Consider the following 23,365-nt stretch of genomic DNA (forward strand, 5'->3'; position numbering starts at 1 on the left):
TGCCCGAGCCTGAGGGGCCGCAGATCACCAGCTTCTCGCCGCGCGCCACCTTCAGGTTGATGTCGCGCAGCACATGGAACTCGCCATACCACTTGTTGACCCCGATCATCTCCACGGCCGTATCCGTGTTCAGGGAGGTCTGCTTCAGCGCCGCCGGACGCATCGAGATGTTGCTCTCTGCCATTGCCATGTTCTTGGTCTCCCTCAACGTCTTTGGCCGGCAGCAAGACGGCGTTCGACCGAGATCGAATAGCGCGACATGCCCCAGCAGCACAGGAAATAGAAAATCGCGGCGAAAGCATAGCCCGTCGCGCGTGTCGTCGGCGTCGCCCAGGTCGGATCGACCAGGGTCGCCTCGATGGTCCGCAGGAAGTCGAAGATGCCGACGATGGTGACCAGCGTCGTATCCTTGAACAGCCCGATGAAGGTGTTGACGATGCCTGGAATCACGATGCGCAACGCCTGCGGCAGGATGATCAGGCGCATCATGTTCCAGTAGCCGAGGCCGAGCGACATCGCCCCTTCGTACTGGCCCTTCGGGATGGCCTGCAGGCCGCCGCGAATGACTTCGGCCATATAGGCCGCCGCAAAGAGGGCAACACCGACCAGCGGGCGCAGCAAGCGGTCGGGCGACCATTCCTGCGGCACGAAGAGCGGCAGCATCGTGTTGGCCATGAACAGCACCGTGATCAACGGCACGCCGCGCACGAACTCGATGAAGATCACCGAGAGCAGCTGGATGATCGGCAGGCGGGAGCGCCGTCCGAGCGCCAGCACGACACCGAGCGGCAGCGAAAAGACGATGCCGACCGCCGCGATCAGGAAGGTCACCGTCATCCCGCCCCAGAGGCCGGTATCGACCCGAGGCAGGCCGACGCTCTGGTCCAGAATGGCGATCAGGCCAAAGGCGACAAGAGCCATCAGGATCAGGCGCTTGGGCCGATAGAAACGCTTCCAGGGCGGCAGCTCATGTTCGACTGCGAGCTGTCCGGCTCCGGTGTGGAAGCGCGCCAGCGAAGGCACGAAGGACAACACCATGTACACCGCCGCCAGCGCGACCGTGGCGATGATCAGGTAGCGCAATAAATTGAGCGCACCGGGACCGCCGAGCAGCAAGACATAGGCACTGATCGGCAACAGCACGAAGAAGAAGAAGGCGCCGAGCTTCTTCAGGGGGGCGTTGTTCCAGAGCAGCCAGACGACGCCGAGCGCGAACATCGCAAAGACGATGTTGACGCGCCAGCGCTGGCTGACCGGATAGGAGCCGTAGACGAAATACTGGAAGCGGTCGGCCACATATGCCCAGCAGGCGCCGACCGGCCGGCCGACCTTCTCGGCAAGGCAGGCATCGCGGTTTGAGCCCGTCCAGACCGCATCGAGGAAGTAGAAACGGATAATCTCCGGCAGGCTCGTGACGACGATATAGGCACAGACCAGCGTCAGAATCGTGTTGACGGGTCCGGAGAAGAGGTTGGCCCGGACCCAGGCAAGCGGGCCTGCCACGGATAGCGGAGCTGCTTCCTGCGGCAAGGTTTCGCGACGGATGAAGAAGGCGGAGTTCTCGGTGGTTGCATCGGTCATCGGGGCGCCCTCACCGTTCCACCAGCGCCATGCGCTTGTTGTAGATATTCATGAACAGCGAGGTGACGAGAGAGATCGTCAAATAAACCGCCATGGTGATGGCGACGACCTCGACCGCCTGCCCCGTCTGGTTCAGCACCGTGCCGGTGAAGACCTGGACGAGATCGGGATAGCCGATGGCGACCGCCAGCGAAGAATTCTTCGTCAGATTCAGGTAGTTCGAGGTCAGCGGCGGAATGATCACGCGCATCGCCTGCGGGATCACGACGAGCTTCAGCGTCGGCCCAGGCCGCAGGCCGAGCGCATGGGCTGCTTCCGACTGTCCCTTGGAGACGGCGAGAATACCCGCGCGCACGACTTCGGCGATGAAGCCCGCGGTATAAGTGGTGAGGCCGATCAGCAAGGCCACGAATTCCGGGAAGATCTGGATGCCGCCGCGCAGGTTGAAACCGGCGAGCTCGGGATAGATGAAGGTGATCGGCCGGCCCATCAGCAGATAGACGAAGAAGGGCAGCACAACGACGAGGCCGAGAGCGACCCAGCCGATCGGATACTGCTTGCCGGTTGCCGTCTGCTGCTTGCGGGCCCAGTAACGGAAGGTGATCGCCGCCACGATCCCGAGCAGGAAGGTCAGGACGATCAGGCTGCCGCCAGGCTCGAGTTGCGGATCGGGCAGATAGAGGCCGCGGTTATTCAGCAGGATGCCGGCCGGAAGCGCGATCGACTGGCGTGGGTTCGGCAGCGGCTTGAGCACTGCGTTGTACCAGAAGAACAGCTGCAGCAGCAGCGGCAGGTTCCGGATGACCTCGACATAGACCATGGCGATCTTGGCGAGGATCCAGTTGCTGGACAGGCGCGCCACACCGACGAAGAAGCCGAGGAAGGTCGCCAGCACGATACCGATCGAGGCGACGAGCAAGGTGTTCAGCAGGCCGACCCAGAAGGCCTGGCCATAGGTCGAGCCCGAGGCGCTGAACGGGATCAGCTTCTGGTTGACGTCGAAGCCGGCGGCATTGTGCCAGAAGCCGAAGCCCGAGGCGATCTTCTGCGCCCGGAGGTTCTCGATGGCATTGGAGGCGGCCGAGTAGATGAGGAACCCGACGACGGCCAAGAGGGCAAGCTGATAGACATAGCCTCGAATCTTCGGATCGTAGAGCAGTGAGGCCTTGCCCGGTTGGACCGGCTCCGTCGGTATGGTCGTCACGTGTCACGCCCTTCTTGTTCTTGGGTGGCGGCCGGTGGTCCGGCAATGCCCGCATCGAGCATCGCCAGCCGTCTTTTTGTCCGTGCCGTTCGGCGGTAGCGAGCGCTGCGCGGCGGTCGCCGCGCAGCGCGAATATCAGCGGATCGGCGGCGCGTATTGCAGGCCGCCCTTGGTCCAGAGCGCGTTCTGGCCGCGAGCGATCTTCAACAGCGAGTTGGCGCCGACGTTCCGTTCGAAGGACTCACCGTAATTTCCGACGTGCTTGACGATGCGGACGACCCAGTCGTTGCTCAGGCCGACAGCCTCCCCGAATTTGCCCTCGGTGCCGAGCAGGCGCTTGATCTCCGGGTTCTCGGATTTCAGCATCTCATCGAGATTGGACTTGGTCACACCGAGTTCCTCGGCGTTCAGCATGGCGAAATGGGTCCATTTGACGATATCGAGCCAGGCGTCGTCGCCGTGGCGCACGACGGGACCGAGCGGTTCCTTGGAGATGATCTCCGGCAGGACGATATGGTCGGTCGGGACGCCGAGCTTCAGGCGCTCGGCATAGAGCCCGGACGCATCGGTCGTGAAGGCGTCGCAGCGACCCGATTCATAGGCCTTGATCGTCTCGTCGGCGCTCGCAAAGGCGACGACTTCGTATTTCAGTTTGTTGGCGCGGAAGAAGTCCGCGAGATTGAGTTCCGTCGTCGTGCCCTGCTGGGTGCAGACGGAGGCGCCCGCCAACTTCAGGGCTGAATCGATCCCGAGCTTCTTGCGGACCATGAAGCCCTGCCCGTCATAGTAGTTCACGCCAGCGAAGTTCAGGCCGAGCGACGTGTCGCGCGACATGGTCCAGGTCGTGTTGCGCGAGAGCAGGTCGACCTCGCCGGACTGCAGGGCAGTGAAGCGGTCCTTCGACGAAAGCGGGATGAATTTGACCTTGGCCGGATCATTGAAGACCGCAGCCGAAATGGCGCGACAGAGATCGACGTCGAGGCCGCTCCAATTGCCCTGAGCATCGGGGATACCGAAACCCGCAAGGCCCGGGCCGACACCGCAGATCAATTGCCCCCGGCTCTTCACCTGAGCCAGCAGCCCCGTTTGGGCCTGCGCTCCGCCCGCGAAAGCACCGGTTGCTGCAACGGCGAGCGCTGCACTGACAAACCTGTTCATTCTTATTTCCCCTGTTGCCGGAACGGGTTTTTCCCGTTCTCGAACCTTGCAAGTCTCGGACCAGATTTTTGGGCCCGACCGTACGTCCTTTCAGCGCGCCTCCGTCTTCGGCATCGGTCAATGAAGCGGAGGCAAGAATGCCCCCGCCTAGTCTTTTGTTCAACGCACCGGAGGAGCGTATTGCAGTCCGCCCTTGGTCCACAACGCATTCTTTCCGCGGGCGATTTTCAGGATCGATCCTGATCCGACATTCGCCTCAAAGGACTCGCCATAGTTGCCGACCTGCTTGACGATCCGATAGGCCCAATCCGGGCTGAGGCCGATCGCTTCTCCAAACTTGCCCTCGACACCGAGCAACCGCCGAACCTCCGGATTGGTCGATTTCAGCTGCTCATCGGCATTGGCTTTGGTGATACCGAGTTCCTCCGCATTGAGCATGGCGAAATGACTCCATTTCACCAGGTTGAACCATTGCGTGTCGCTGCTCCGAACGACCGGGMCCAATGGCTCCTTCGAGATGATCTCCGGAAGCACGATATGGTCATCCGGCGCCTCGAATTTCAGCCGTTGCGCATAGAGAGCCGAGGAATCGTCGCTGAAAGCGTCGCAGCGACCGGCCTCGTAGGCCTTGATCGTCTCATCCCCTGTGTTGAAGGCCACCACCTCGTACTTCATGTTGTTGATGCGAAAGAAATCCGCCAGATTCAGTTCGGTCGTGGTGCCCTGCTGGGTGCAGATCGAGGCGCCGCCCAGCTTCAGCGCCGAATCGACGCCGAGCTTCTTGCGGACCATGAAAGCCTGTCCGTCATAGTAGTTCACCGTCGAAAAGCTCAGGCCAAGCGCGGTATCCCGAGACATCGTCCAGGTGCTGGTCCGTGAAAGCAGGTCAACCTCGCCTGCCTGCAGGGCCGTGAACCGGTCCTTTGACGAGAGCGGCACGTATTTGACTTTGCTCGGATCGTTGAAGATCGCCGCGGCGATCGCCCGGCACAGATCGACGTCCAGGCCTGTCCATTTCCCCTGAGCGTCCGGGACACCGAAACCAGCCAAGCCCGGGCTGACGCCGCAATTCAGCTGCCCGCGGTTCTTGACCTGCGCCAAGGTGGTGGTTTGCGCCTGGGCGGCGCCCGCCGCGCAGAGCATGAGGCCTGTGGCTACAACCGCAGTTACGGTCCGTTTCATCTGTGTACTCCCAAGTTCCGAAGCAGGTTCGTCCCGCTCTCGATCATCTTGTCGGCTGGGAGCCAGATATTATGCCGTTTGTCGCAGGCTTCATGGCATGGACGGCGGTTTAGAGGGGGCCTCGGCTGATGCCGAGGCCCACATGTCTAGCTGCGTTCAGCGAACCGGCGGAGCGTATTGCAGGCCGCCCTTGGTCCAGAGACCGTTCTGGCCGCGGGCGATCTTGAGGAGCGAACCCTGGCCGACGTTCTTCTCGAAGGATTCGCCGTAATTGCCGACCTGCTTGACGATCCGGTAGGCCCAGTCGGGGGTCAGGCCGATGCCTTCGCCGAACTTGCCCTCGGTTCCGAGCAGACGCTTGATCTCCGGGTTGGAGGACTTCAGCATCTCGTCGACATTCGCCTTGGTCACGCCGAGCTCTTCCGCGTTCAGCATGGCGAAATGCACCCACTTCACCAGATTGAACCATTGGGCGTCGGTGTTGCGGGTTGCCGGTCCAAGCGGCTCCTTGGAGATGATCTCAGGCAGAACCATGTGATCATCGGGCGCAGTCAGCTTCAGGCGCTCGGCATAGAGGCMCGACGCATCCGTGGTGAACGCATCGCAGCGGCCAGCGTCATAGGCCTTGACCGTCTCGTCCGAGGAGGCGAAGGCGACGACTTCATACTTCAGGTTGTTGGCGCGGAAGAAGTCCGCGAGGTTGAGTTCGGTCGTGGTGCCCTGCTGGGTGCAGACCGACGCGCCGGAGAGCTGAAGAGCCGAGGTGACGCCGAGCTTCTTGCGGACCATGAAGCCCTGGCCGTCGTAATAGTTCACGCCGGTGAAAAGCAGGCCGAGCGCGGTGTCGCGCGACATCGTCCAGGTCGAGTTGCGCACGAGCACATCGACTTCGCCGGACTGCAGGGCCGTGAAACGGTCCTTGGCAGACAGCGGAATGAACTTGACCTTTGTCGGGTCGTTGAAGATCGCCGACGAGATCGCGCGGCAGTAATCGACATCGAGGCCTTGCCAGTTGCCCTGAGCGTCCGGCACGCCGAAGCCAGCAAGACCGGTATTCGAGCCGCAGTTGAGGATGCCGCGGGACTTGACCTGCGCCAGCGTTGCGGGCGCCTGGGCCGTTGCCACCGTAGCGGTCATCGCGAGGCCCAGCCCCGCGATCGCAACTGCCATGAACTTTTCCATCGAACTCTCTCCCGTTGAGGTCTCCCGGCTGGCCGCAGCCAGCGGGCAGTCTTCAGTTGCGTCGCCAGTGGGAGTGCGCGCCCCACTTGTTGCCCATATATTGAGCGACGTTCCCCTGCGTCGATTGCCAGAGCAGCGCATGTGCGTCAAGCAAGGGACCCTTTCCTGGAACGCATCTATCCACCCCTTGCATCACATGCGACTTTCAAAATGTGGTCAAGCCTGACTGCCTCGATCGGGACCTCCCTCCAGCGCCGGCTCCATGAAAAAACTGTCTCCATCTGCGTTCGCGCAGCTTCGCGAAAAGACCCGCCTCGCCCTTGCCGGCCGGGATCCCGCCGACAGCTACGGTTTCGTCAATCCGCCGATCGTGCGCGGCTCGACGGTAATCTACCCGAACATGGAGGATTTCCTGGCGCGCAAGGCCCGCTACACCTATGGCACGCAAGGGAATCCGACGATCGATGCGCTGATCGCGGCGCTCAACACCATGGAAGGCGGTGCGGGAACCGTCGTTTGCCCGTCAGGTCTGCTCGCCTGCACCCTGCCCATGCTCGCGACCCTGTCGTCCGGCGATCACTTCCTGGTCACTGACAGCGTCTATCGGCCGACGCGTCATTTCTGCGACAAGGTCCTGCCGCGCATGGGCGTCGAGGTCACCTATTACGACCCGGCGGCCGGCGCCGACATCGCAAAGCTGTTCAAACCGAATACCAGGGCGGTCTGGACCGAGGCTCCGGGCTCACAGACCTTCGAGATGCAGGACATTCCGGCCATCGTCGCGGCCGCCCATGCCAGCGACATCCTGGTGCTGATGGACAACACCTGGGCGACGCCGCTGTTCTTCGATTCGCATAAATACGGGGTCGATCTCTCGGTTCAGGCCGGCACGAAGTATTACGCCGGCCATTCCGACGTGCTGATCGGCACGATCTCGGCACGTACCCCCGAACTCTACAGGCAGTTGCGCGAGACCTGGGAACTGCTCGGCGTCATCATCGCGCCCGAGGATGCTTTCCTCACGCTGCGCGGCATCCGCACGATGCATATCCGCCTGAAGGAGCAGATGCCCGCCGGTATCGAGATGGCCAATTGGTTCGCCGCCCGTCCCGAGGTGGCGCGCGTGATGCACCCTGCCCTGCCGAACGATCCCGGCCACGATCTGTGGAAGCGCGATTTCACCGGCGCCTCCTCCCTGTTCGCGATCGAGTTGAAGCCGGTGGCGCAGAAGGCTGTCGGCGCGATGCTCGACGGACTTACCCTGTTCGGGATGGGGGCCTCCTGGGGCGGCTATGAAAGCCTTGCCCTCCCCTTCGACTGCAAGGGCTATCGCACGGCAACGGAGCCTGATTTCAAGGGGCCGACCATCCGCTTCCATATCGGACTGGAGGATCTCGAAGATCTCAAGGACGATCTTGATGCCGGCTTTGCCCGCCTCCGGGCAGCGGTGTGATTCCAAAGGCCGGAGCGGCGATGCGAGAGGCGATCATTTTCGCCTATCTCGATGAGCCTCCCTTCTGCTGGCCCGGCCCCGATGGCCGCGCGCTCGGCAGCGATGTCGAGTTGATGACCGAGACCTTGCGGGAGATCGGCATTGTCTCGGTCGAGATGCGCCTGACCAGCTTCTCCGAGTTGCTGCCAGGCCTTGTCGATGGGCGCTGGACCATCACCACGCCGCTCTTCGTCACGCCGGAGCGGAAGAGAAGCGTCGATTTCAGCCGGCCAGTCTGGGCGCTGAGCGACGGACTCCTCGTCAGGCACGGTGATGAAGATCGCTTCTGCAGTTACGAGGCGCTGGCGCAGGATGGAAGCGCCCGCCTCGTTGTGGTGGCCGACCAGGTCCAGGAGCAGTCGGGCCTCGCGGCCGGCATTCCGCGAAACCGCGTCTTGCGCGTCGCGACGCAGGAAGACGCCGTGCAGATGGTCAGGGATCGAGGTGCCGAGGCCTATGCCAGCGTCGCCATGGCGCATCGTGGCTTCCTCGGTCACACCCCCGATGCCTCCCTTGCCATCGTGCCCGTGGCCGCCGAAGCGAAGGACAGAGAACCCGCAAAGGGCGCCTTTGCCTTCGCCAGATCGCAGGCGGATCTGCGGACCCGGTTCGATCAGGCTCTCGACGGGCTGATCGGCAGCGATTGGCACCGCGCCATGATGGCGCGATACGGCTTCGCGGCCAGCGATTTCGAAGTCGGTTAGCTCAGCGGCTTTCCCGCAAGCCGCAATCCAGTGGTCAGGACGTGCTTTAGCCCGGACCGGCGTTGGTATCCTCGCCCCTCGCCCTGGCGCGCAGGACGAATTGCAGGTTGCGGCAATAGACGAACAGGCCGAAGCCCTGCCCGAGAATGAAGACCGGGTCACGGCGGTAAAGCGCATAGACCAGCAGCAGGGCTCCGCCGCCGATCGAGAACCACCAGAAGGTCATCGGCACGACCGACCGCTTGGCCTTCTCGCTCGCCAGCCATTGCACCACGAAGCGCATGGTGAAGAGCGCCTGCGCCACGACGCCAAGCAGAACCCACCAGTCGATATTGTTCACGAAGACGTCGTGAAAATATTCGCCGATCATTTGCTGGAGGTCGATCAGCATCAGAGCGTCTCCGGCACGATCTGCGGCACGCGCTTGCGACGGCGGATCAGCCACCAGACGCCGGCGAGATCAAGAATACCGACCCAGAGCCGGTCGAAGAAGCCATAATTGGAGACACCGGTCAGGCGCGGGCGATCGCGTACGTCGACATGCGTGACCTGGTAGCCCTCCCGCACCATCAGGGCCGGCATGAACCGGTGCAGCGCATCGAAATAGGGCAAGGCGAGATAGGCTTCACGGCGGAAGCATTTCAGCCCGCAGCCCGTGTCGCGGGTGCCGTCCTTGAGAATGCGGCCGCGGACGCCATTGGCAATGCGCGACTGCCATTTCTTGAAGCCGGTATCCTTGCGTCCGACACGCTGGCCCTGGACGAGCCCGGCCTGCAATCCGGCCTTGTGCAGGGCCTGCACCATCGCCGGGATGAAGGCCGGATCGTTCTGGCCGTCACCGTCGAGCGTCACCACGACCGGCGCCCGGGCGTGGCGGACACCGGTACGCACAGCCGCGCTCTGCCCGCAGGATTGTTCGTGGCGGATCGCACGCAGCCAGGGGCGCGTCGTGCCGAGCTCGCGCAGCGCGGCCGCCGTGCCATCGGTCGAGCCGTCATTGACATAGATCACCTCGAAGGCGCCGAGCGTTTGGCAGGCCGCCTCGATATCGGCCAGCAGCGGCCCGACATTGCCGACTTCGTTGCGAACGGGCACGACAACGCTGAGTTGCGGCAAGGTGATGGGTTGTGTCTCGGTCACGAAAGCTTCATCCGGGAAAACGGCGCGCAAACTGCGTCAAGCGCGCAAACAGGGCAAGCAGGTTTCACTGTCGCGCGAACACGGCCATCTCGAGCCGCTTGCCGCCATTGAGATTGAAGCCGGGAATCGAGGTGACGAGACGTGGCGTGATCCCGGCGGCGGCGACGCCGGCATGGAACTCCGCTTCGAAGCGTTTTTCGACGAGCGCGATCCGGCAGCCGGGCTCCTTCAGGAAGGCAGCGGCCGCCGCACCATTCGGCCCCATGGCAAGATCGGTCCCGGTCAGGAAGACGAGGCTCGGCTCGCGATAACCCACGGTCATCACTGCGGGATCGGCACAGCCGACCGCCCGGACGGCTTCCGCCAGACGGGGCGAGAGCTTGAGCGAACGCAGGCTCTCGATCGCAAAGCCGTAGACGCCGATCGAGAGCAGGAGGCTCGCCAGGACGCAGCGCCAGAGCGCACCCTCCAGGTCGCCCTGCCGGAACGCCATGACGACGCGCCAGGCCACGAACAGCGCCAGCGCGAAAACTGGAAGTGCGAGATAGGGTACGGTGCGATCCAGCGTCCAGTTGGCATAGATGATCACGCCGACAAGCGCCGTCGGGACCAGCAGGACCAGCGCGGCGGTCGCGGTCGCGCCACGCCGAAGGCGATCGATGCCGCCATTGACCATCGCCAGAAGCAGCAGCGTCGTGACCGCCGGATAGAGCGGCAGCACGTAATGCGGCAGCTTGGTCGGCACCGCCTCGAAGACGATCCAGGACGGCACGATCCAGGCCAGCAGGAAGATGATCTGCGGCTCGCGGCGACGCACCCAGGCAAAGGGGATCGCCATCGCGGCGAAAGCAGCCGCCGGCCAATAGGTGCCGAAGAAGATCAGCAGATAGAGCCCGGGCGGACCCCAGTGCTTCTCCTGGCCCTCCGCGACCTTGCCCAACATATCGTTGCCGACGCTGGCCGTGAAGAAACTGCCGCCGGTCTTCCAGGCGATCGCCACGAACCAGGGCAGCACGACGAGCAGGCAAAGCAGCAGCCCCCAGGACGGGCGCAACGATGAGAACCAACGCCAGGAGCGCTCGCGGATGCATAGCACGATCGTGGCGAGTCCCCAGACCATCGGCACGATCGGCCCCTTGATCAGCAGGGCAATCGCTGTCGCGCCCCAGAAAACCAGCCAGTTGCGGCGGTCCGGCACGAAGGCGAGCGAGCGGGTCCAATCCAGCCAGGCGCGCGCCAATGCCCCCATCGTCGCCACCGCGCAGGCTGCGAGCACCGCATCGGTCTTGGCGATCCGGGCTTCGACGCCGAGCAGCACAGCAGCGGCCATCAGAGCCCCGCCGAGCAGCGCCACGCCCGGGCTGAAGAAGGCGAGCAGCGCCCAATAGGTCAGCAGCACCGTGGCAACCGCGCCGATCAGCGACGGCACGCGATAGAGCCAGATCTGATGACGAGGGTCCTGGACACCCAGCGCCTCGCCGGCGGTCACAGCCGCGCTCTGCAGCCAATAGATTCCGACGGGCTTCTTGTGCCGCGCCTCCTGCTGGAAGCGGATATCGACGAAATCGCCGGTCTCGAGCATCTGTTTGCTCGCCTGGGCGAAGCGCGGTTCGTCGCGATCGAGCGGCTGGAGGCTCGTGAATCCCGGCAGGAAGGCTGCGAGGGAGAGCAGAAGCAGGAAGACGCAGGCGCGCCAATGGCTGGCCGATGCGAAAACGGAGATGCGGTCAAACACGGGCCGGAGCGAAAGCATTGTCCATCCTCGCGACCGGCCAGGTCGCGTTCATCGCAGGCATGAATGTCGCAAGGCCAGGTATCGACCCAGGGCGCCGCCGGCATGGCGGGGCTTTCGGGCGCGATCAAGGCAAAACGGCCCGCGTCCCGGCGACGCACGCCGTTTACGACGCCACCTCCCCTCCTGCAAGCCAAACGCAGGATATCCCTTGCGGGCGCCGCAACCGCGACGACGAGGCAGGAGGATTATCCGTGGCCAGGCTTCTCTGGCGCAGTCCTCGCGGCCTTCGTCCTTTTCGGCCGGATGATCTTCGACCTACGATGCGCAGGCGCCGTCGATTCCGGCGGCTCCGAAACTCGGGGGAGAAGGTTGGACCCTTCGGGCCAGCGTCAGGCCTTCTTCAGGAATTCCGTTCTGAGCACAAGTCCCTTCACCTTCTCGGCGTTGCACTCGATCTCATCCTCGCTGCCGGTCAGGCGGATGTTCTTGACCAGGGTACCGCGTTTCAAGGTGACGGAGGTCCCCTTCACCTTGAGATCCTTGATCAGCGTCACGGAATCGCCGTCCCTCAGGACATTGCCGTTGCTGTCCTTCACGTCGCTCATCGCGGGAATCCGTCTGTGCGATTCTTGGTGGATCTCAGCGCGTCCCGCGACTGCGATCGATAGAAGTGGCGAGCCCGGCAGGATTCGAACCTGCGACCAGCAGCTTAGAAGGCTGCTGCTCTATCCAACTGAGCTACGGGCCCGTAGTCGAAAGCGCCCGGTCAGGCGCCAAATGGTTGGTCAGTGGGTCCACTGCCCGACACGATTGAACTTGAAGTTATCCGAATAGGCCATGCCGCGCCGCTTCGGCACATGGGGCTGCTCCACCCGATAGGCGATGCCGTTGCGCGTGGCATAGGCCACTGCCTCATCCTCCGTGTCGAACCAGAGTTTCACCTGGCTCTTCATATCGGCAGAGGATGTCCACCCCATCAGCGGTTCGATCTGGCGCGGCTGCTCCGGCTCGAATTCCAGCAGCCAGCGCTCGGTCTTTGCCGTGCCGGACTGCATGGCATTGCGGGCTGGGCGGTAAATGCGTGCGGTCATGCTCTGGCTCGGCCGTCAGCTCGTCATTCCATTGGCCCGCGACAGCGGGCCAGGCGATCTCGAGAATGGTCGGGGCACCAGGATTCGAACCTGGGACCCTCTGCTCCCAAAGCAGATGCGCTACCGGGCTGCGCTATACCCCGACTGTCTGCAAGTGCATCAAATCACTCACGAAACGATCGCACACGCTCCTCGACGGCCACATGCGACGCGCAACGAGATAGCACCGAACTGCCGCCATGGGAACCGTAAGTTCCGATGAAATTCCCAGGCAAATTCGTCAGGCATTTCCCGCCGTGCCTTCGCGCAACCCAGAGCCCGAACGACGAAATTGGCCGTACGGCCGTCGAAGCACACTCAATTCGTTCGCCTTCGCGTGCGCCGACACCCTGCGCGCAGATGCAATCTACCACTTTCGCGCCCTGCCGTTCCTGCAACGGGCTAATGCGAGATGCTGCACTTTCGAGCCCTCTGGCCGGAATGCCTACCTTTTCGGATGACGAGGGAGCCTCGTGCGGGGTGTAGGCAAATCCCCCCTAAGGAGAAACGACCTAGCGTAAAAGCCAAATTGAGCAAAACCAACAAATCTCGATATGTTCAAAAATGAGAAAGCACGAAAAATATTGAAGATGAACTTCGCATTTCAAAGAAAAACCAATTAGCGCCCTGGCGGCTTAATGCCTCCCTGGGCGGGAGGCATTGCTATGAAATATCTAAAATCCAGCATACTGATTGCCGGCTTGCTTGCTACAACATCAACATTATCCTACGCACAGAATCCTGCCGCTCGTGGCCTTCCCGAATATTATGAAGGCCTCGCGATAGACGGCACTCCGACGCAACAGCCCTATCGTTCCTGCGAAAGCAAACTCATCGGAAGCCAGAGGCTCTGGCAGTGCGATCCGTCCGGCCGCAACAGGATGAGTGGACCTGTAGGCCTGGATTGGTCCGCGAGCAGTGCGGCTGCGACATCCGGATCGGCTTCCAGCCTCCCCGGTCCCGGCGGGGTGCGGTATTACAACGCGGTCACGGCCAACGGGCGCAAAACGCGGGCGCCGAGTCGGGACTGTGTCATTCAGGAATATGACAGCGGACCCTTGTGGGCCTGTCCACCGCGCGCCACGGCGGCGATCGGCACCGGGGCGCCCGCCTTCCAGGGGGCTGCCCCTGGCGGCGTTCAGTATTACACCGCTGTCACCCCCAACGGTCGCCGGACGCGCGCGCCCAATCAGGCATGTGCCCTCTACCAGCAGGACGGCGGCGAGTACTGGGCGTGCCCGCCGCTGACAACGGGAGCACTGTCTTCAGGAGCACCCGGCAGCGCCGGAAATCCGGCAGGCAACGGTAACGGCAACGGCGGCGAAGGCGGAAATCCTGCTGGCGGCGGCGCCAGCACAGCGAGCAACAGCAGCGGTTCGGGTTCGGGCGGCGGGTCCGGCGGAGGCGGTGGATCCGGTGGGGGCGCTGGGCCCGGTGGGGGCGCTGGGTCCGGTGGGAGCGGCAGTTCGGGCGGCGGTGGCGGCTCCGGAGGTGACGGCCGTTCCGGCGGCAGTGGCGGTTCCGGCGGTAGCGGTGGCTCCGGTGGCAACGGTGGCTCAGGCGGCGGCCACGGCGGTGGCAATGGYGGYGGTCACGGYGGYGGCAATGGYGGCGGCCACGGCGGTGGCAATGGCGGYGGTCACGGCGGCGGCAATGGTGGCGGCCACGGCGGTGGCAATGGCGGCGGTCACGGTGGCGGCAATGGYGGCGGYCACGGYGGYGGCAATGGYGGCGGCCACGGCGGCGGCAATGGTGGCGGCCACGGCGGTGGCAATGGCGGCGGTCACGGTGGCGGCAATGGCGGCGGCCACGGCGGTGGCAATGGTGGCGGCCACGGCGGTGGCAATGGCGGCGGCGATGGTGGCGGCAATGGCGGCGGTCACGGCGGTGGCAATGGCGGTGGCCAGGGTGGCGGCAATGGCGGCGGTCACGGTGGTGGCAATGGCGGTGGCCAGGGTGGCGGCAATGGCGGCGGTCACGGCGGCGGCAATGGCGGCGGTCACGGTGGCGGCAATGGCGGTGGCCAGGGTGGCGGCAATGGCGGTGGCCAGGGTGGCGGCAATGGCGGTGGCCAGGGTGGCGGCAATGGCGGCGGCCACGGTGGCGGCAATGGCGGTGGCCAGGGTGGCGGCAATGGCGGCGGCCACGGTGGCGGCAATGGCGGTGGCCAGGGTGGCGGCAATGGCGGTGKCCAGGGTGGCGGCAATGGCGGTGGCCAGGGTGGCGGCAATGGCGGCGGTCAAGGCGGTGGCAATGGCGGCAACCACGGTGGCCGGTAACCGCCAGTGTCTTCAGAGCATGTGAAACGAGACACGCCCCGAGTCACTCCGGGGCGTTTGCTGTCTGGCGGCTAACGGCCGGCTTGAGGATGGAACCCGTGTCGCGTTGCTGCGGTGAATCTCGCATTCCCGCCGTCGATCGATTCCCACTGGCGCGGATTGGCCTGCGCCACCCGGCTAAAGAAGACATAGCCTGTTTGCGACCAGAGCAGGATGCGCGATCTCTTGTTGTCCAGAACGAAATCTCCCGAATCGGTCACCACCGTCAGCACGGCATGGCCCTCCCCCTCGGGCGTTCCGACAACCGTCATCAGCAGCGCCGATGACGGCCAACCGCGCTGGATCAGCAGCTTGCGCTTCAGGAGCGCAAAATCTTCGCAATCGCCTCGACCATCCGCCGGTATGCTCCAGACATCTTCCTGACCATGATGCGCCAGGTCGGAGACCTCCTGAATGGTCGCATTCACATGCGCATTCACTTCCTGCAGCTCACCGTGGCGCTGGGGAGAAAGCGAGACGCTACGCACCACAGGCCCCGATCGTGCGCATTCCGCCGGATTCTTCGCGCAGAAGGTGAGGAACGCAGCTGGTGGCGAGGTGCGCCCCCGAGTCGCGGCCGCGATCTGCTCGGCATGGGCGTCATCCGGGCGGCCTCCGGTGATCAGCGCAACGCACATCGCTAGCGTTGCGACCACGGCACGTGTCGTCATGATCCGTCCTTCGCAAGCGTGCTGGGTAGCGGGGATGAAATCCGGGATGACCGCCTTTGATTAAGGAAGTGGGCAATTCTGTGATTCGCCGCCAGATTTCTTCCGCAATCCACAGAGCTTCGACGGCGCGACGCCCTTCATGCGGTGGCCGTCACGGCCCGCGCGTTCACCAGGAATGCAGGAGGAATACAGGCCTGGCCGACCGGTTTCGAGGGACGATCGCAACGCTGCCCTGCGCGCGAAAAACCGCCTCACCGCTTGAAGAGCGGATGCTCCACCTTGTCGCCAGGCTTGATGCCGAGCTTGGCGGCGATGCCGCCATTGATCTCAAGGACCGAGAGCACCGGCTCGCCTGAGGGTATCGTACGGGTCGAGAGCGGCTCGGTCTGCGCGGCGATACGCACGACGGTTCCATCAGCGCGGATAAACAGCATGTCGAGCGGGATGAAGGTATTCTGCATCCACATCGCGACCGGCTCGACCTGGCCGAAATCGAACAGCATGCCGCGGTCCGGCGGCAGGTAATTGCGGTGCATCAGGCCACGCGCTCGCTGATCGGGCGTGCGCATGACCTCGACCTGGAAGACATGGCGCTGCCCGCTGCCGACGATCGCAAGCGTTTCCAGCCCGGTCGCGGGAGCCGCCTGCTGCGCGAATGCCATGACGGGGGCAAGAGCCAGAAGCAGCAAGGCAAGGCAGGCTGCAGGGAATCGTCGGGCGGACCGCATCGTCTCTAAGCTCCATTGCATTCGTCGCCCGCACMGCTCCTGCACAGGCCGGATGGCGGATCTGAGACAGATACGAAAGATCGCAGCGAGGCGGTCAAGTTTTTCCTGCGTCCGCGAGAGCAAGTCGTCTTCCTTTCCTCGCTGCGTTGCGGCAGGTTCGCTGCCGCCATCTGGAGACCGTCATGATCACGTCGACCCTTCGCAGCCCGATGCGCCGCCTGCGCATAACGGCGGCCGCAGCCCTTATCCTCGTTCTGGCGCAGCCGTCCTGGGCAGCCGATTTCCAGATCGACAATATCCGCCTGGACCTTGGCGCGATCGTCGTCGCGATACCGAAGGTCGATGTGAAGGGCTCCAGCCTCGAGCGCGAAGCTTTTGTCTCGTTGTTCAATGGCAGCACCGGCGAGAGCGCGGTTGCCCGGACGGGCCGCCTCACCGCGTCGGAAATCAGTGCGCCCGAATTGACGGTCGAGCAGGTTCTCGGGCCGCAAAGGCAGGTCACGACGTACCGCGACATCCGCTTCAGTGAGATTCGCGACGGCAAGATCGGCCGCGGCTCGGCGGGAGGCGGAGCGATATCCGCGACCGGTGGGCCGACCGGCGCGATGAAGGGCGAGATCAAGCGCATCAGCTTCGAAGCGTTCGACATGCGCCATCTCGCACGCGTGCTGAGCGAGCGCGCCAAACCCGGCGTGGAAGAAGCCATGCAGCCGATCTTCGGCCGCTTCGAGCAGGACGGCTACGCGATCGATCTGGGCCAGCTCGGCAAGATCTCGCTCGGCAAGGCGACCAGCCGCGATTTCAAGATGCGCGTCGGAGACGAGCCGGTCGGAGAGCTCCTGTCGCGGATCATCGCGCAGGCAGAGGCCGACCAGAAGGCAGGGCTCAGCTCGAAGGCCGAGCGCGACCCTGCCCGGCTCGAGGCCGACAAGCGCATGGCGCTTTCCATGTTCTCGCTGTTCGATGCCATCGACTATGGCAGCGGCGAGGTTCGCGATATGGTGATGGCACTCTCCGTTCCGCCGAATCCGGGCGAAGCGCCGGTCGCCATGGACGTGAGAATCGCCAGGATGGCGTATGGCGAAGATGCGCCGGCCAGGTCCGGCTACGCCGTGGAAGGTTTCTCTTTCGCGGGTGCGGGCGCCAAGGCAGGGTTCGAGTCGCTCAGCTATTCCGGCTTTTCGCTCGCGCCCATGTTCAAGGGCCTGAAGGAGGTCCTGGCCAAGCCCGAAACCGAGATCGATTCGCTCGATTTCCGCAAACTGATCCCCAAACTCGGCACGATCCGGCTTGCCGGGCTCTCGGTCGATGTGCCGCAAACGGCAAAGCCGGGTCAGCCAGCGCAGGCCCCGATCCGCGTCGGGCTCGGTACCTTCGAGATTGCTGCCGCCGACCAGATCAACGGCATCCCCACCAAGCTTGCCTTGACGATCGACAAGCTCACCGCTCCGGTGAGCGAGGCAACCGGCAATCCCGCGGCCGCGGATCTGATTGCCATGGGCTACCGCGCCCTCGACCTCTCCGCGAAGCTCGACCTCGCCTGGGACCCCGCACGCAACGAGCTTGCGATCCGTACGCTCTCGCTCGGGAGCGGCGGCATGGCACAGTTCGAGGCCTCGGGTACCCTCGGTAACGTCACCAAGGACCTGTTCTCCAGCGATCTCGCGCTCGCACAGGTTGCGGCACTCGGCGCGACAGCCCGCAGCCTGGATGCCAGGCTGAAGAATCTCGGTCTGCTCGAGAAGTTCATCGAGAACGAGGCCCGCAAGAACAAGCGCAAGCCCGACGATCTGCGGCGCGAATATGCGATGATGGCCAGCCTCGGCCTTGCCGCGGTCCTCGGCCCGTCCGACGCGGCCAAGACCCTGACCGCGGCGGTCTCGCGCTTTGCGGCGAAGCCAGGCACGCTGACCGTCCAGGCCAATGCGAAGGCGACAGGGGGTCTCGGCCTCGCCGACGTCATCACGATCACCGATCCGACCGAGATCTTCGACAAGATCGACCTCAAGGCCAATGCCGAATAACTGGTCTGTCGAGCTTCTTCCCGAAGACGAGTCCTGGCGGCCCTCCGCGATCGCAGCGTGGTGGGCCGGGCTGCCACAGGGCCCGCGCAGTTTTCTGCGCCGGCGCTTCAACCCCGACAACCAGGCCCGGTTGTATCTGGCCAACCTGATCGCTCGGCACCCGGGGCAGATCGTTGTCGGACGCTACACCTATGGGCGGCCGAAGGTGCGCTTCGCCGGAAGCGGGGCGCGCCTGATCATCGGGCGCTACGGCTCGGTCGGAGACGGGGTCGAGATCCTGCTCGGCGGCAACCACCGCACGGAATGGGCGACGACCTACCCATTCCACGACTACCCACGGCTATGGCCCGAAGCGAAGCACCATCCCGGCAATCAGGTCTCGCGCGGCGACGTCGTCATCGGCCATGATGTCTGGCTCGGGTCGCAAGCGCTGATCCTCTCCGGAGTCCGCATCGGTCATGGCGCCGTCATCGGCGCCCGCGCCGTCGTCACGAAGGATGTTCCGCCCTATGGCGTCGTCGCCGGCAATCCGGCACGGCTGCTGCGGCACCGCCTGACGGAGGAGAAGATCGCGACCCTGCTGGCGAGCCAATGGTGGGCCTGGCCCGAGGCCGACATCAGACGACTGATCCCGGTCTTGATGTCCGACAGGATCGAGGATTTGCCTCCGAGAGCCGTTTCCTGATAGTTCGCCGTTCAGGATCGAAGGCTCCCCCTCCGATACGGCCTCCCTCCATTGCCGGACCGCCCCCATGCATGATTCTGCCAACGACAAGGCGCGGGTCTTCCGCAAGGCCTATCTCTCCGCAGTCGAGACCTCGCCGCTGACCGTGCTCGACGTCGGCTCGGCCATTGTCGACGGACAGAGCCTGTCCAACCGCGACGTCATGTCGAACCCGGCCTGGAAACTTGTCGGCATGGACATCGAGCCGGGGCTGAACGTCGATGTGGCGGTGGCCGATCCCTATGACTGGAAAGAGATCGCCACCGGCTCGGTCGATGTCGTGACCTGCTCGGAGGTCTTCGAGCATGCAGAGTATTTCTGGATCACCATCCTTGAGATTTCGCGCGTGCTGAAGGGCAATGGACTCGCGTTCATCACCTCACCGGGCGGCGGTCCGCGGCACCGCTTCCCCGTCGATTGCTGGCGCTTCTACGACGATGCCTTCCCTGCCCTGGCCCGCTATGCCGGGCTGAACCTGCTCGAAGCTCAGGTGCAATGGGTTCCGGCCTATCGAAGGGGCATCCAGTGGCGCGATTCCAGCGCCGTGATGCAGAAGCCGGTCCGGGATGCCGCCGCAAGCCGCCTCGACGTAGCGCGCAGCATGATCGGCAAGAGCCTTCGCGGAGCCGAGCCGGCTCTGACTGAGCTCGATCTCTCGGCCTTGCCGAACACCCCGCTGCCGCTGAGCCCAATCCCTGCCCTGCAGGGCAAAGCCGCCTTTGCCGCACGTGAGGCCGAGTTGCTCTCGGCCGACAGCAATGTGCTGCGCAAGGCACGGCTCGTCTTCAGGCAGTTGCGCGAGATCCGCAGGATCATCACCACCCCCATGAAGGACCTGCACCTCTAAGGCATCGGCCCGAAAAGTGGATTGCGGTTTTCGGGGCAAAGCCGATGCAAACACAAAGGGTGAGATCATCGAACCGGATACGATATCCGGTCCGATGATCTAAGGCGCGCGAGCTATTCGTCCAGGCCCTGCCGCGAGAGCGCCGTCCGTCCCCGCCGCCAATCCAGCGCGCCAGCGGCAGATCCGGCATGCGCCATCATCTTGAGGCGGTTGAAGATCAAGGCGTAACCGACTGTCTTTGCGATGTTTTCGCAAATCGCAAAGGACGACGGCCCGACTTGCCCGTATTTGGCCGAGATATAGGCGTGCGACCAGGCGAGATGCCAGCGTGCGTTGAAACGGCGGCCGGGGCTGGGCTTGCTGGAACGGCCGCGCGCGTGATGCGCCTGTGCATCGTGCACATGCACGAGCGCATGCCCGGCGTCCCTCATGCGGCGGCAAAGATCATCGTCCTCGTAGAACAGGAAGATTCGCGGATCGAAACCGCCCAGCGCTTCGAAGGCCTCGCAGCGGAGCAGGAGGCAGGCGCCCGAGAGAAACGGCAGGCAGGCATCCCCCTCCGGTACAATTGCCGCGCCGGAATGATTGAGATGAGCCGGCGACAGCAGCGAACGCGGCTGGATGAAGACGCGCCCTGACGGCTCGACAATGCGCGGAGCCAGCATCCCGGCATCGGGGTAGCGCCCAGCGGCAGCCAGCAACCCCGCCATGGCGCCCGGCTGCAGCACGAGGTCGGGATTGACGATCAGCGCGTAGGGAGTGCGGCAGGCTGCGATGCCGAGATTGTTGGCTCGGCCATAGCCTTCATTCCTGGGGCTCGCGATCACCGTTGCGCCATGCGCCCGCGCGATTGCGGCCGAATCGTCACTGCTGGCATTGTCGACGACGATGGCAGGCACGCCTTCGCGCCGTAGCGCATCCAGGCAGGCCGGCAGGACATCGGCGCTGTCATAGGCGACGACGACCGCGGTGACGGTTTCTTGGAGCGGGAGCAACTCGTTCGCGGGCGGCATTCCTGCCTTCTGGCCGGGATCGCCCCCGGCAGGCAAGCAGAATTCAGCGCCGTGTGAGACCGGCGAGCTCGTGCTGAACCGCGCTGCGTTCGGCGGCATCGCAGTGGCGCGGCGCCTTGTAGGACTTCACCGCGAGGCTGGCATTGACGACGACGAAACGTCCGCGCTCGGCCGGGGCAAGCCCCGCCATCACACGGCGGCGATCGACGGCGACACCGCAATCATAGCCGCGCGAGACTTTGACGGCCGCAAACTCCGCCGTGCCGGGCACTGGACCGGCAGTCGTCGTACAGGCCGCAAGCGCAGGCAGAAGCAGGCTGCAGAGGAAGGCTCTGGCGAAGGGCATGGCTGATCGCGCTCAGAGCCCGCTGAAATCGCCGGCCCGGACGCGCGCCATGCGTGGCTTCAAGGAGCTGCGTTCTTCCGCAGAGCAGGCTTCGGGCCGGACATCCTGATTGATGGTCGCCGCCTCCGAAACGGTGACATAGGTCGAGCGCGCTCCCGCGATCTGCTCCGGCGTCGCGCCACGGGCACGCTCGGCGTCGAGGAAGCGGTCGAGTGTGCTGGTGCGTGGTGCTCCAGCACGGCAGGCGATCGAGCGCGAGACCAGATTGGCAAGCTCCACCGCCCGCCCCGAGCTTGTGTGGGGCGCAGCGGTGACACAGGCGGTTAGCGGCAGCGCGAGCAGGCAGGCGAGCGCGGACAAGCGCGCTCCGGTCGGGGCAGGCATGGCGGGGGGTCAGCCGTTCTTTTCAGGCAGGTTCAGGCGGATATGGAGCTCGCGCAGCTGCTTCGGGCCGACCTCGGAGGGCGCCCCCATCAGCAGATCGACCGCTTGCTGGTTCATCGGGAACAGCGCGACCTCGCGCAGGTTGCTGGCGCCGGCGAGCAACATGATGATGCGGTCGATACCCGCTGCCATGCCACCATGCGGCGGCGCGCCATACTGGAAGGCCCGGTACATGCCGCCAAAGCGCTCGATCACCGTCTCCTCGCCATAACCGGCGATCTCGAAGGCCTTAACCATCGCCTCAGGGCGGTGATTGCGAATGCCGCCCGAGGCGAGTTCGTAGCCGTTGCAAGCGATGTCGTACTGGAAGGCCTTGATCGCCAGCGGATCGTCCTTCTGCAGCGACTCCAACCCGCCTTGCGGCATCGAGAACGGGTTATGCGAGAAATCGACCCGCTTCTCGTCCTCGTTGTACTCGTACATCGGGAAATCGACGATCCAGGCGAAAGCGAAGGCGTTCTCGTCGATCAAGCCGAGCTCCGAGCCAACCTTGTTACGGGCGGCGCCGGCGAACTTGTAGAACTTGTCGGGGTTGCCCGCTGCGAAGAAGGCAGCGTCGCCATCCTTCAGACCAAGCGCGATGCGGATCGCCTCGACCCGCTCCGGACCGATATTGTTGGCGATCGGGCCAGCACCCGCGCCTTCGCGCCACATGATGTAGCCGAGGCCGGGTTGGCCTTCGCCTTGAGCCCAGGAGTTCATGCGGTCGCAGAAGGCACGCGAACCGCCGCCCGGTGCCGGAATCGCCCAGACCTGGTTCTTCTCGTCTTCCAGGATGCGGGCGAAGACCTTGAAACCCGAACTGCGGAAATGCTCCGACACATCCTGCATCTCGAGCGGGTTGCGAAGATCAGGCTTGTCCGAGCCGTATTTGCGGATCGACTCGGCATAGGGAATGCGCGGCCAGTTCTTGGTGACCGACTTGCCGCCGCCGAATTCCTCGAAAACGCCGGCGATCACCGGCTCCATGGTGCGGAAGACGTCTTCCTGCGTGACGAAGCTCATCTCGACGTCGAGCTGGTAGAACTCGCCCGGCAGACGGTCGGCGCGCGGATCCTCGTCGCGGAAACAGGGCGCGATCTGGAAATAGCGGTCGAAGCCCGCCATCATCAGCAGCTGCTTGTACTGCTGCGGTGCCTGCGGCAGGGCGTAGAAATGGCCGGGATGCAGCCGGCTCGGCACCAGGAAGTCGCGCGCGCCTTCCGGCGAGGACGCGGTCAGGATCGGCGTCTGGAATTCCGAGAAGCCCGAGGTCTTCATGCGGTTGCGCAGCGAGTCGATGACCTTGCCACGCAGCATGATGTTGTTGTGCAGCTTCTCGCGACGCAGGTCGAGGAAGCGATATTTCAGGCGCGTGTCCTCGGGGTATTCGAGATCGCCGAACACCGGCAGCGGCAGCTCGCCTGAAGGACCCAGCACTTCGAGCGCCGCGGCGAAGACTTCGATCGCACCGGTCGCGAGATTGGCGTTCCCGGTCCCCTCGAGGCGAGCCTTGACCTTGCCGTCGATGCGGATGACCCACTCGGCCCGAATCTTCTCCGCTTCGGCGAAAGCCGGCGAGTCCGGATCGATCACGACCTGGGTCATGCCGTAATGGTCGCGCAGATCGATGAAGAGCACACCGCCATGGTCGCGGATGCGGTGGCACCAGCCCGAAATGCGAACCTGATTGCCGATATCGCTCTCGCGAAGGGCGCCGCAGGTGTGGGAGCGATAGCGATGCAAGGTCACGGGACTCGTCT

At 64.2% G+C, this 23,365-nt stretch carries 22 protein-coding genes, 2 tRNA genes and 1 pseudogene; 5 read left to right on the forward strand and 20 right to left on the reverse strand.

Annotated elements, in window-relative coordinates; all coding sequences use genetic code 11:
* From AC1DGP_RS22465 to AC1DGP_RS22490, 6 genes and pseudogenes are all read right to left on the reverse strand, one after another.
* Positions 1-163, reverse strand: a pseudogene (locus AC1DGP_RS22465) (amino acid ABC transporter ATP-binding protein); the annotation flags it as partial.
* Positions 164-204: 41 nt separating this feature from the next.
* On the reverse strand, positions 205-1,581 hold the full coding sequence (locus AC1DGP_RS22470) for an amino acid ABC transporter permease (RefSeq protein WP_441490027.1): 1,377 nt from the start codon (positions 1,579-1,581) through the stop codon (positions 205-207).
* Positions 1,582-1,591: 10 nt separating this feature from the next.
* Complete coding sequence (locus AC1DGP_RS22475; protein ID WP_441490026.1) at positions 1,592-2,785, reverse strand: amino acid ABC transporter permease; 1,194 nt, start codon at positions 2,783-2,785, stop codon at positions 1,592-1,594.
* A 135-nt stretch (positions 2,786-2,920) separates the two neighbouring features.
* Positions 2,921-3,943 carry an amino acid ABC transporter substrate-binding protein gene (locus AC1DGP_RS22480; protein ID WP_441505481.1) on the reverse strand — a complete coding sequence of 341 codons (1,023 nt, stop codon included), beginning with the start codon at positions 3,941-3,943 and terminating at the stop codon, positions 2,921-2,923.
* Between the two features lie 159 nt (positions 3,944-4,102).
* Positions 4,103-5,125, reverse strand: a complete 1,023-nt coding sequence (locus AC1DGP_RS22485) for an amino acid ABC transporter substrate-binding protein (protein ID WP_476832537.1) — start codon at positions 5,123-5,125, stop codon at positions 4,103-4,105.
* Positions 5,126-5,281: 156 nt separating this feature from the next.
* Positions 5,282-6,295 carry an amino acid ABC transporter substrate-binding protein gene (locus AC1DGP_RS22490; protein WP_476832548.1) on the reverse strand — a complete coding sequence of 338 codons (1,014 nt, stop codon included), beginning with the start codon at positions 6,293-6,295 and terminating at the stop codon, positions 5,282-5,284.
* A 274-nt stretch (positions 6,296-6,569) separates the two neighbouring features.
* On the opposite strand from AC1DGP_RS22490, the gene metC reads away from it, so the two are divergent.
* Together metC and AC1DGP_RS22500 are read left to right on the forward strand one after the other, a co-directional pair.
* Positions 6,570-7,760: a cystathionine beta-lyase gene (gene metC / locus AC1DGP_RS22495; protein ID WP_441505478.1), complete on the forward strand. Its 1,191-nt coding sequence runs from the start codon at positions 6,570-6,572 to the stop codon at positions 7,758-7,760.
* Positions 7,761-7,780: 20 nt separating this feature from the next.
* On the forward strand, positions 7,781-8,503 hold the full coding sequence (locus AC1DGP_RS22500) for a transporter substrate-binding domain-containing protein (protein ID WP_441505477.1): 723 nt from the start codon (positions 7,781-7,783) through the stop codon (positions 8,501-8,503).
* A gap of 46 nt (positions 8,504-8,549) precedes the next feature.
* Here AC1DGP_RS22500 and AC1DGP_RS22505 read toward each other — a convergent pair whose 3' ends face one another.
* The 10 genes from AC1DGP_RS22505 to AC1DGP_RS22550 all read right to left on the reverse strand — a co-directional run bounded on the left by AC1DGP_RS22505 (position 8,550) and on the right by AC1DGP_RS22550 (position 16,225).
* A complete protein-coding gene (locus AC1DGP_RS22505) occupies positions 8,550-8,894 on the reverse strand; it encodes a lipid-A-disaccharide synthase N-terminal domain-containing protein (protein ID WP_113519074.1) in 345 nt (114 codons plus the stop codon).
* A complete protein-coding gene (locus tag AC1DGP_RS22510; protein WP_441505476.1) occupies positions 8,894-9,643 on the reverse strand; it encodes a glycosyltransferase family 2 protein in 750 nt (249 codons plus the stop codon). The genes AC1DGP_RS22505 and AC1DGP_RS22510 overlap by 1 nt, the downstream gene beginning before the upstream one ends.
* Before the next feature lie 64 nt (positions 9,644-9,707).
* Positions 9,708-11,396, reverse strand: coding sequence for an ArnT family glycosyltransferase (locus AC1DGP_RS22515; protein WP_441505475.1), 1,689 nt, complete (start codon positions 11,394-11,396; stop codon positions 9,708-9,710).
* A 371-nt stretch (positions 11,397-11,767) separates the two neighbouring features.
* Entirely contained in the window at positions 11,768-11,983 is a 216-nt protein-coding gene (locus AC1DGP_RS22520) for an alkylphosphonate utilization protein (protein ID WP_441490018.1), read from the reverse strand.
* A gap of 66 nt (positions 11,984-12,049) precedes the next feature.
* Positions 12,050-12,126 (reverse strand) — tRNA-Arg (locus AC1DGP_RS22525).
* Between the two features lie 37 nt (positions 12,127-12,163).
* Positions 12,164-12,469 (reverse strand): ETC complex I subunit, encoded by a 306-nt coding sequence (locus tag AC1DGP_RS22530; protein ID WP_441490017.1) that lies wholly within the window; start codon positions 12,467-12,469, stop codon positions 12,164-12,166.
* A gap of 66 nt (positions 12,470-12,535) precedes the next feature.
* Positions 12,536-12,612, reverse strand: a tRNA-Pro gene (locus AC1DGP_RS22535).
* A 1,452-nt stretch (positions 12,613-14,064) separates the two neighbouring features.
* Positions 14,065-14,775, reverse strand: a complete 711-nt coding sequence (locus AC1DGP_RS22540) for a hypothetical protein (protein ID WP_476832538.1) — start codon at positions 14,773-14,775, stop codon at positions 14,065-14,067.
* A gap of 83 nt (positions 14,776-14,858) precedes the next feature.
* On the reverse strand, positions 14,859-15,497 hold the full coding sequence (locus tag AC1DGP_RS22545; protein ID WP_476775430.1) for a transglutaminase-like cysteine peptidase: 639 nt from the start codon (positions 15,495-15,497) through the stop codon (positions 14,859-14,861).
* Positions 15,498-15,748: 251 nt separating this feature from the next.
* The gene (locus AC1DGP_RS22550; RefSeq protein WP_441490015.1) at positions 15,749-16,225 is read right to left on the reverse strand and encodes a DUF192 domain-containing protein; all 477 of its coding nucleotides are present in this window, start codon (positions 16,223-16,225) and stop codon (positions 15,749-15,751) included.
* 182 nt (positions 16,226-16,407) lie between these two features.
* Between AC1DGP_RS22550 and AC1DGP_RS22555 the strand changes: the two genes are divergently transcribed.
* From AC1DGP_RS22555 to AC1DGP_RS22565, 3 genes are all read left to right on the forward strand, one after another.
* A complete protein-coding gene (locus tag AC1DGP_RS22555; RefSeq protein ID WP_476775431.1) occupies positions 16,408-18,249 on the forward strand; it encodes a hypothetical protein in 1,842 nt (613 codons plus the stop codon).
* Entirely contained in the window at positions 18,239-18,934 is a 696-nt protein-coding gene (locus AC1DGP_RS22560) for a CatB-related O-acetyltransferase (protein WP_441490013.1), read from the forward strand. The genes AC1DGP_RS22555 and AC1DGP_RS22560 overlap by 11 nt, the downstream gene beginning before the upstream one ends.
* A 67-nt stretch (positions 18,935-19,001) precedes the next feature.
* Positions 19,002-19,820: a class I SAM-dependent methyltransferase gene (locus tag AC1DGP_RS22565; RefSeq protein ID WP_441505397.1), complete on the forward strand. Its 819-nt coding sequence runs from the start codon at positions 19,002-19,004 to the stop codon at positions 19,818-19,820.
* A gap of 113 nt (positions 19,821-19,933) precedes the next feature.
* Here AC1DGP_RS22565 and AC1DGP_RS22570 read toward each other — a convergent pair whose 3' ends face one another.
* The 4 genes from AC1DGP_RS22570 to aspS are packed head-to-tail and all read right to left on the reverse strand — an operon-like array spanning position 19,934 to position 23,348.
* Positions 19,934-20,833 (reverse strand): glycosyltransferase family 2 protein, encoded by a 900-nt coding sequence (locus AC1DGP_RS22570; RefSeq protein WP_441505396.1) that lies wholly within the window; start codon positions 20,831-20,833, stop codon positions 19,934-19,936.
* A gap of 43 nt (positions 20,834-20,876) precedes the next feature.
* Positions 20,877-21,179 carry a hypothetical protein gene (locus AC1DGP_RS22575; RefSeq protein ID WP_441505395.1) on the reverse strand — a complete coding sequence of 101 codons (303 nt, stop codon included), beginning with the start codon at positions 21,177-21,179 and terminating at the stop codon, positions 20,877-20,879.
* A 12-nt stretch (positions 21,180-21,191) separates the two neighbouring features.
* Positions 21,192-21,539 (reverse strand): hypothetical protein, encoded by a 348-nt coding sequence (locus AC1DGP_RS22580; protein ID WP_441505394.1) that lies wholly within the window; start codon positions 21,537-21,539, stop codon positions 21,192-21,194.
* Between the two features lie 33 nt (positions 21,540-21,572).
* A complete protein-coding gene (aspS, locus tag AC1DGP_RS22585) occupies positions 21,573-23,348 on the reverse strand; it encodes an aspartate--tRNA ligase (protein WP_441505598.1) in 1,776 nt (591 codons plus the stop codon).
* Positions 23,349-23,365 lie beyond the last annotated feature (17 nt).

This window comes from Allobosea sp. 05T433, from assembly GCF_056396065.1.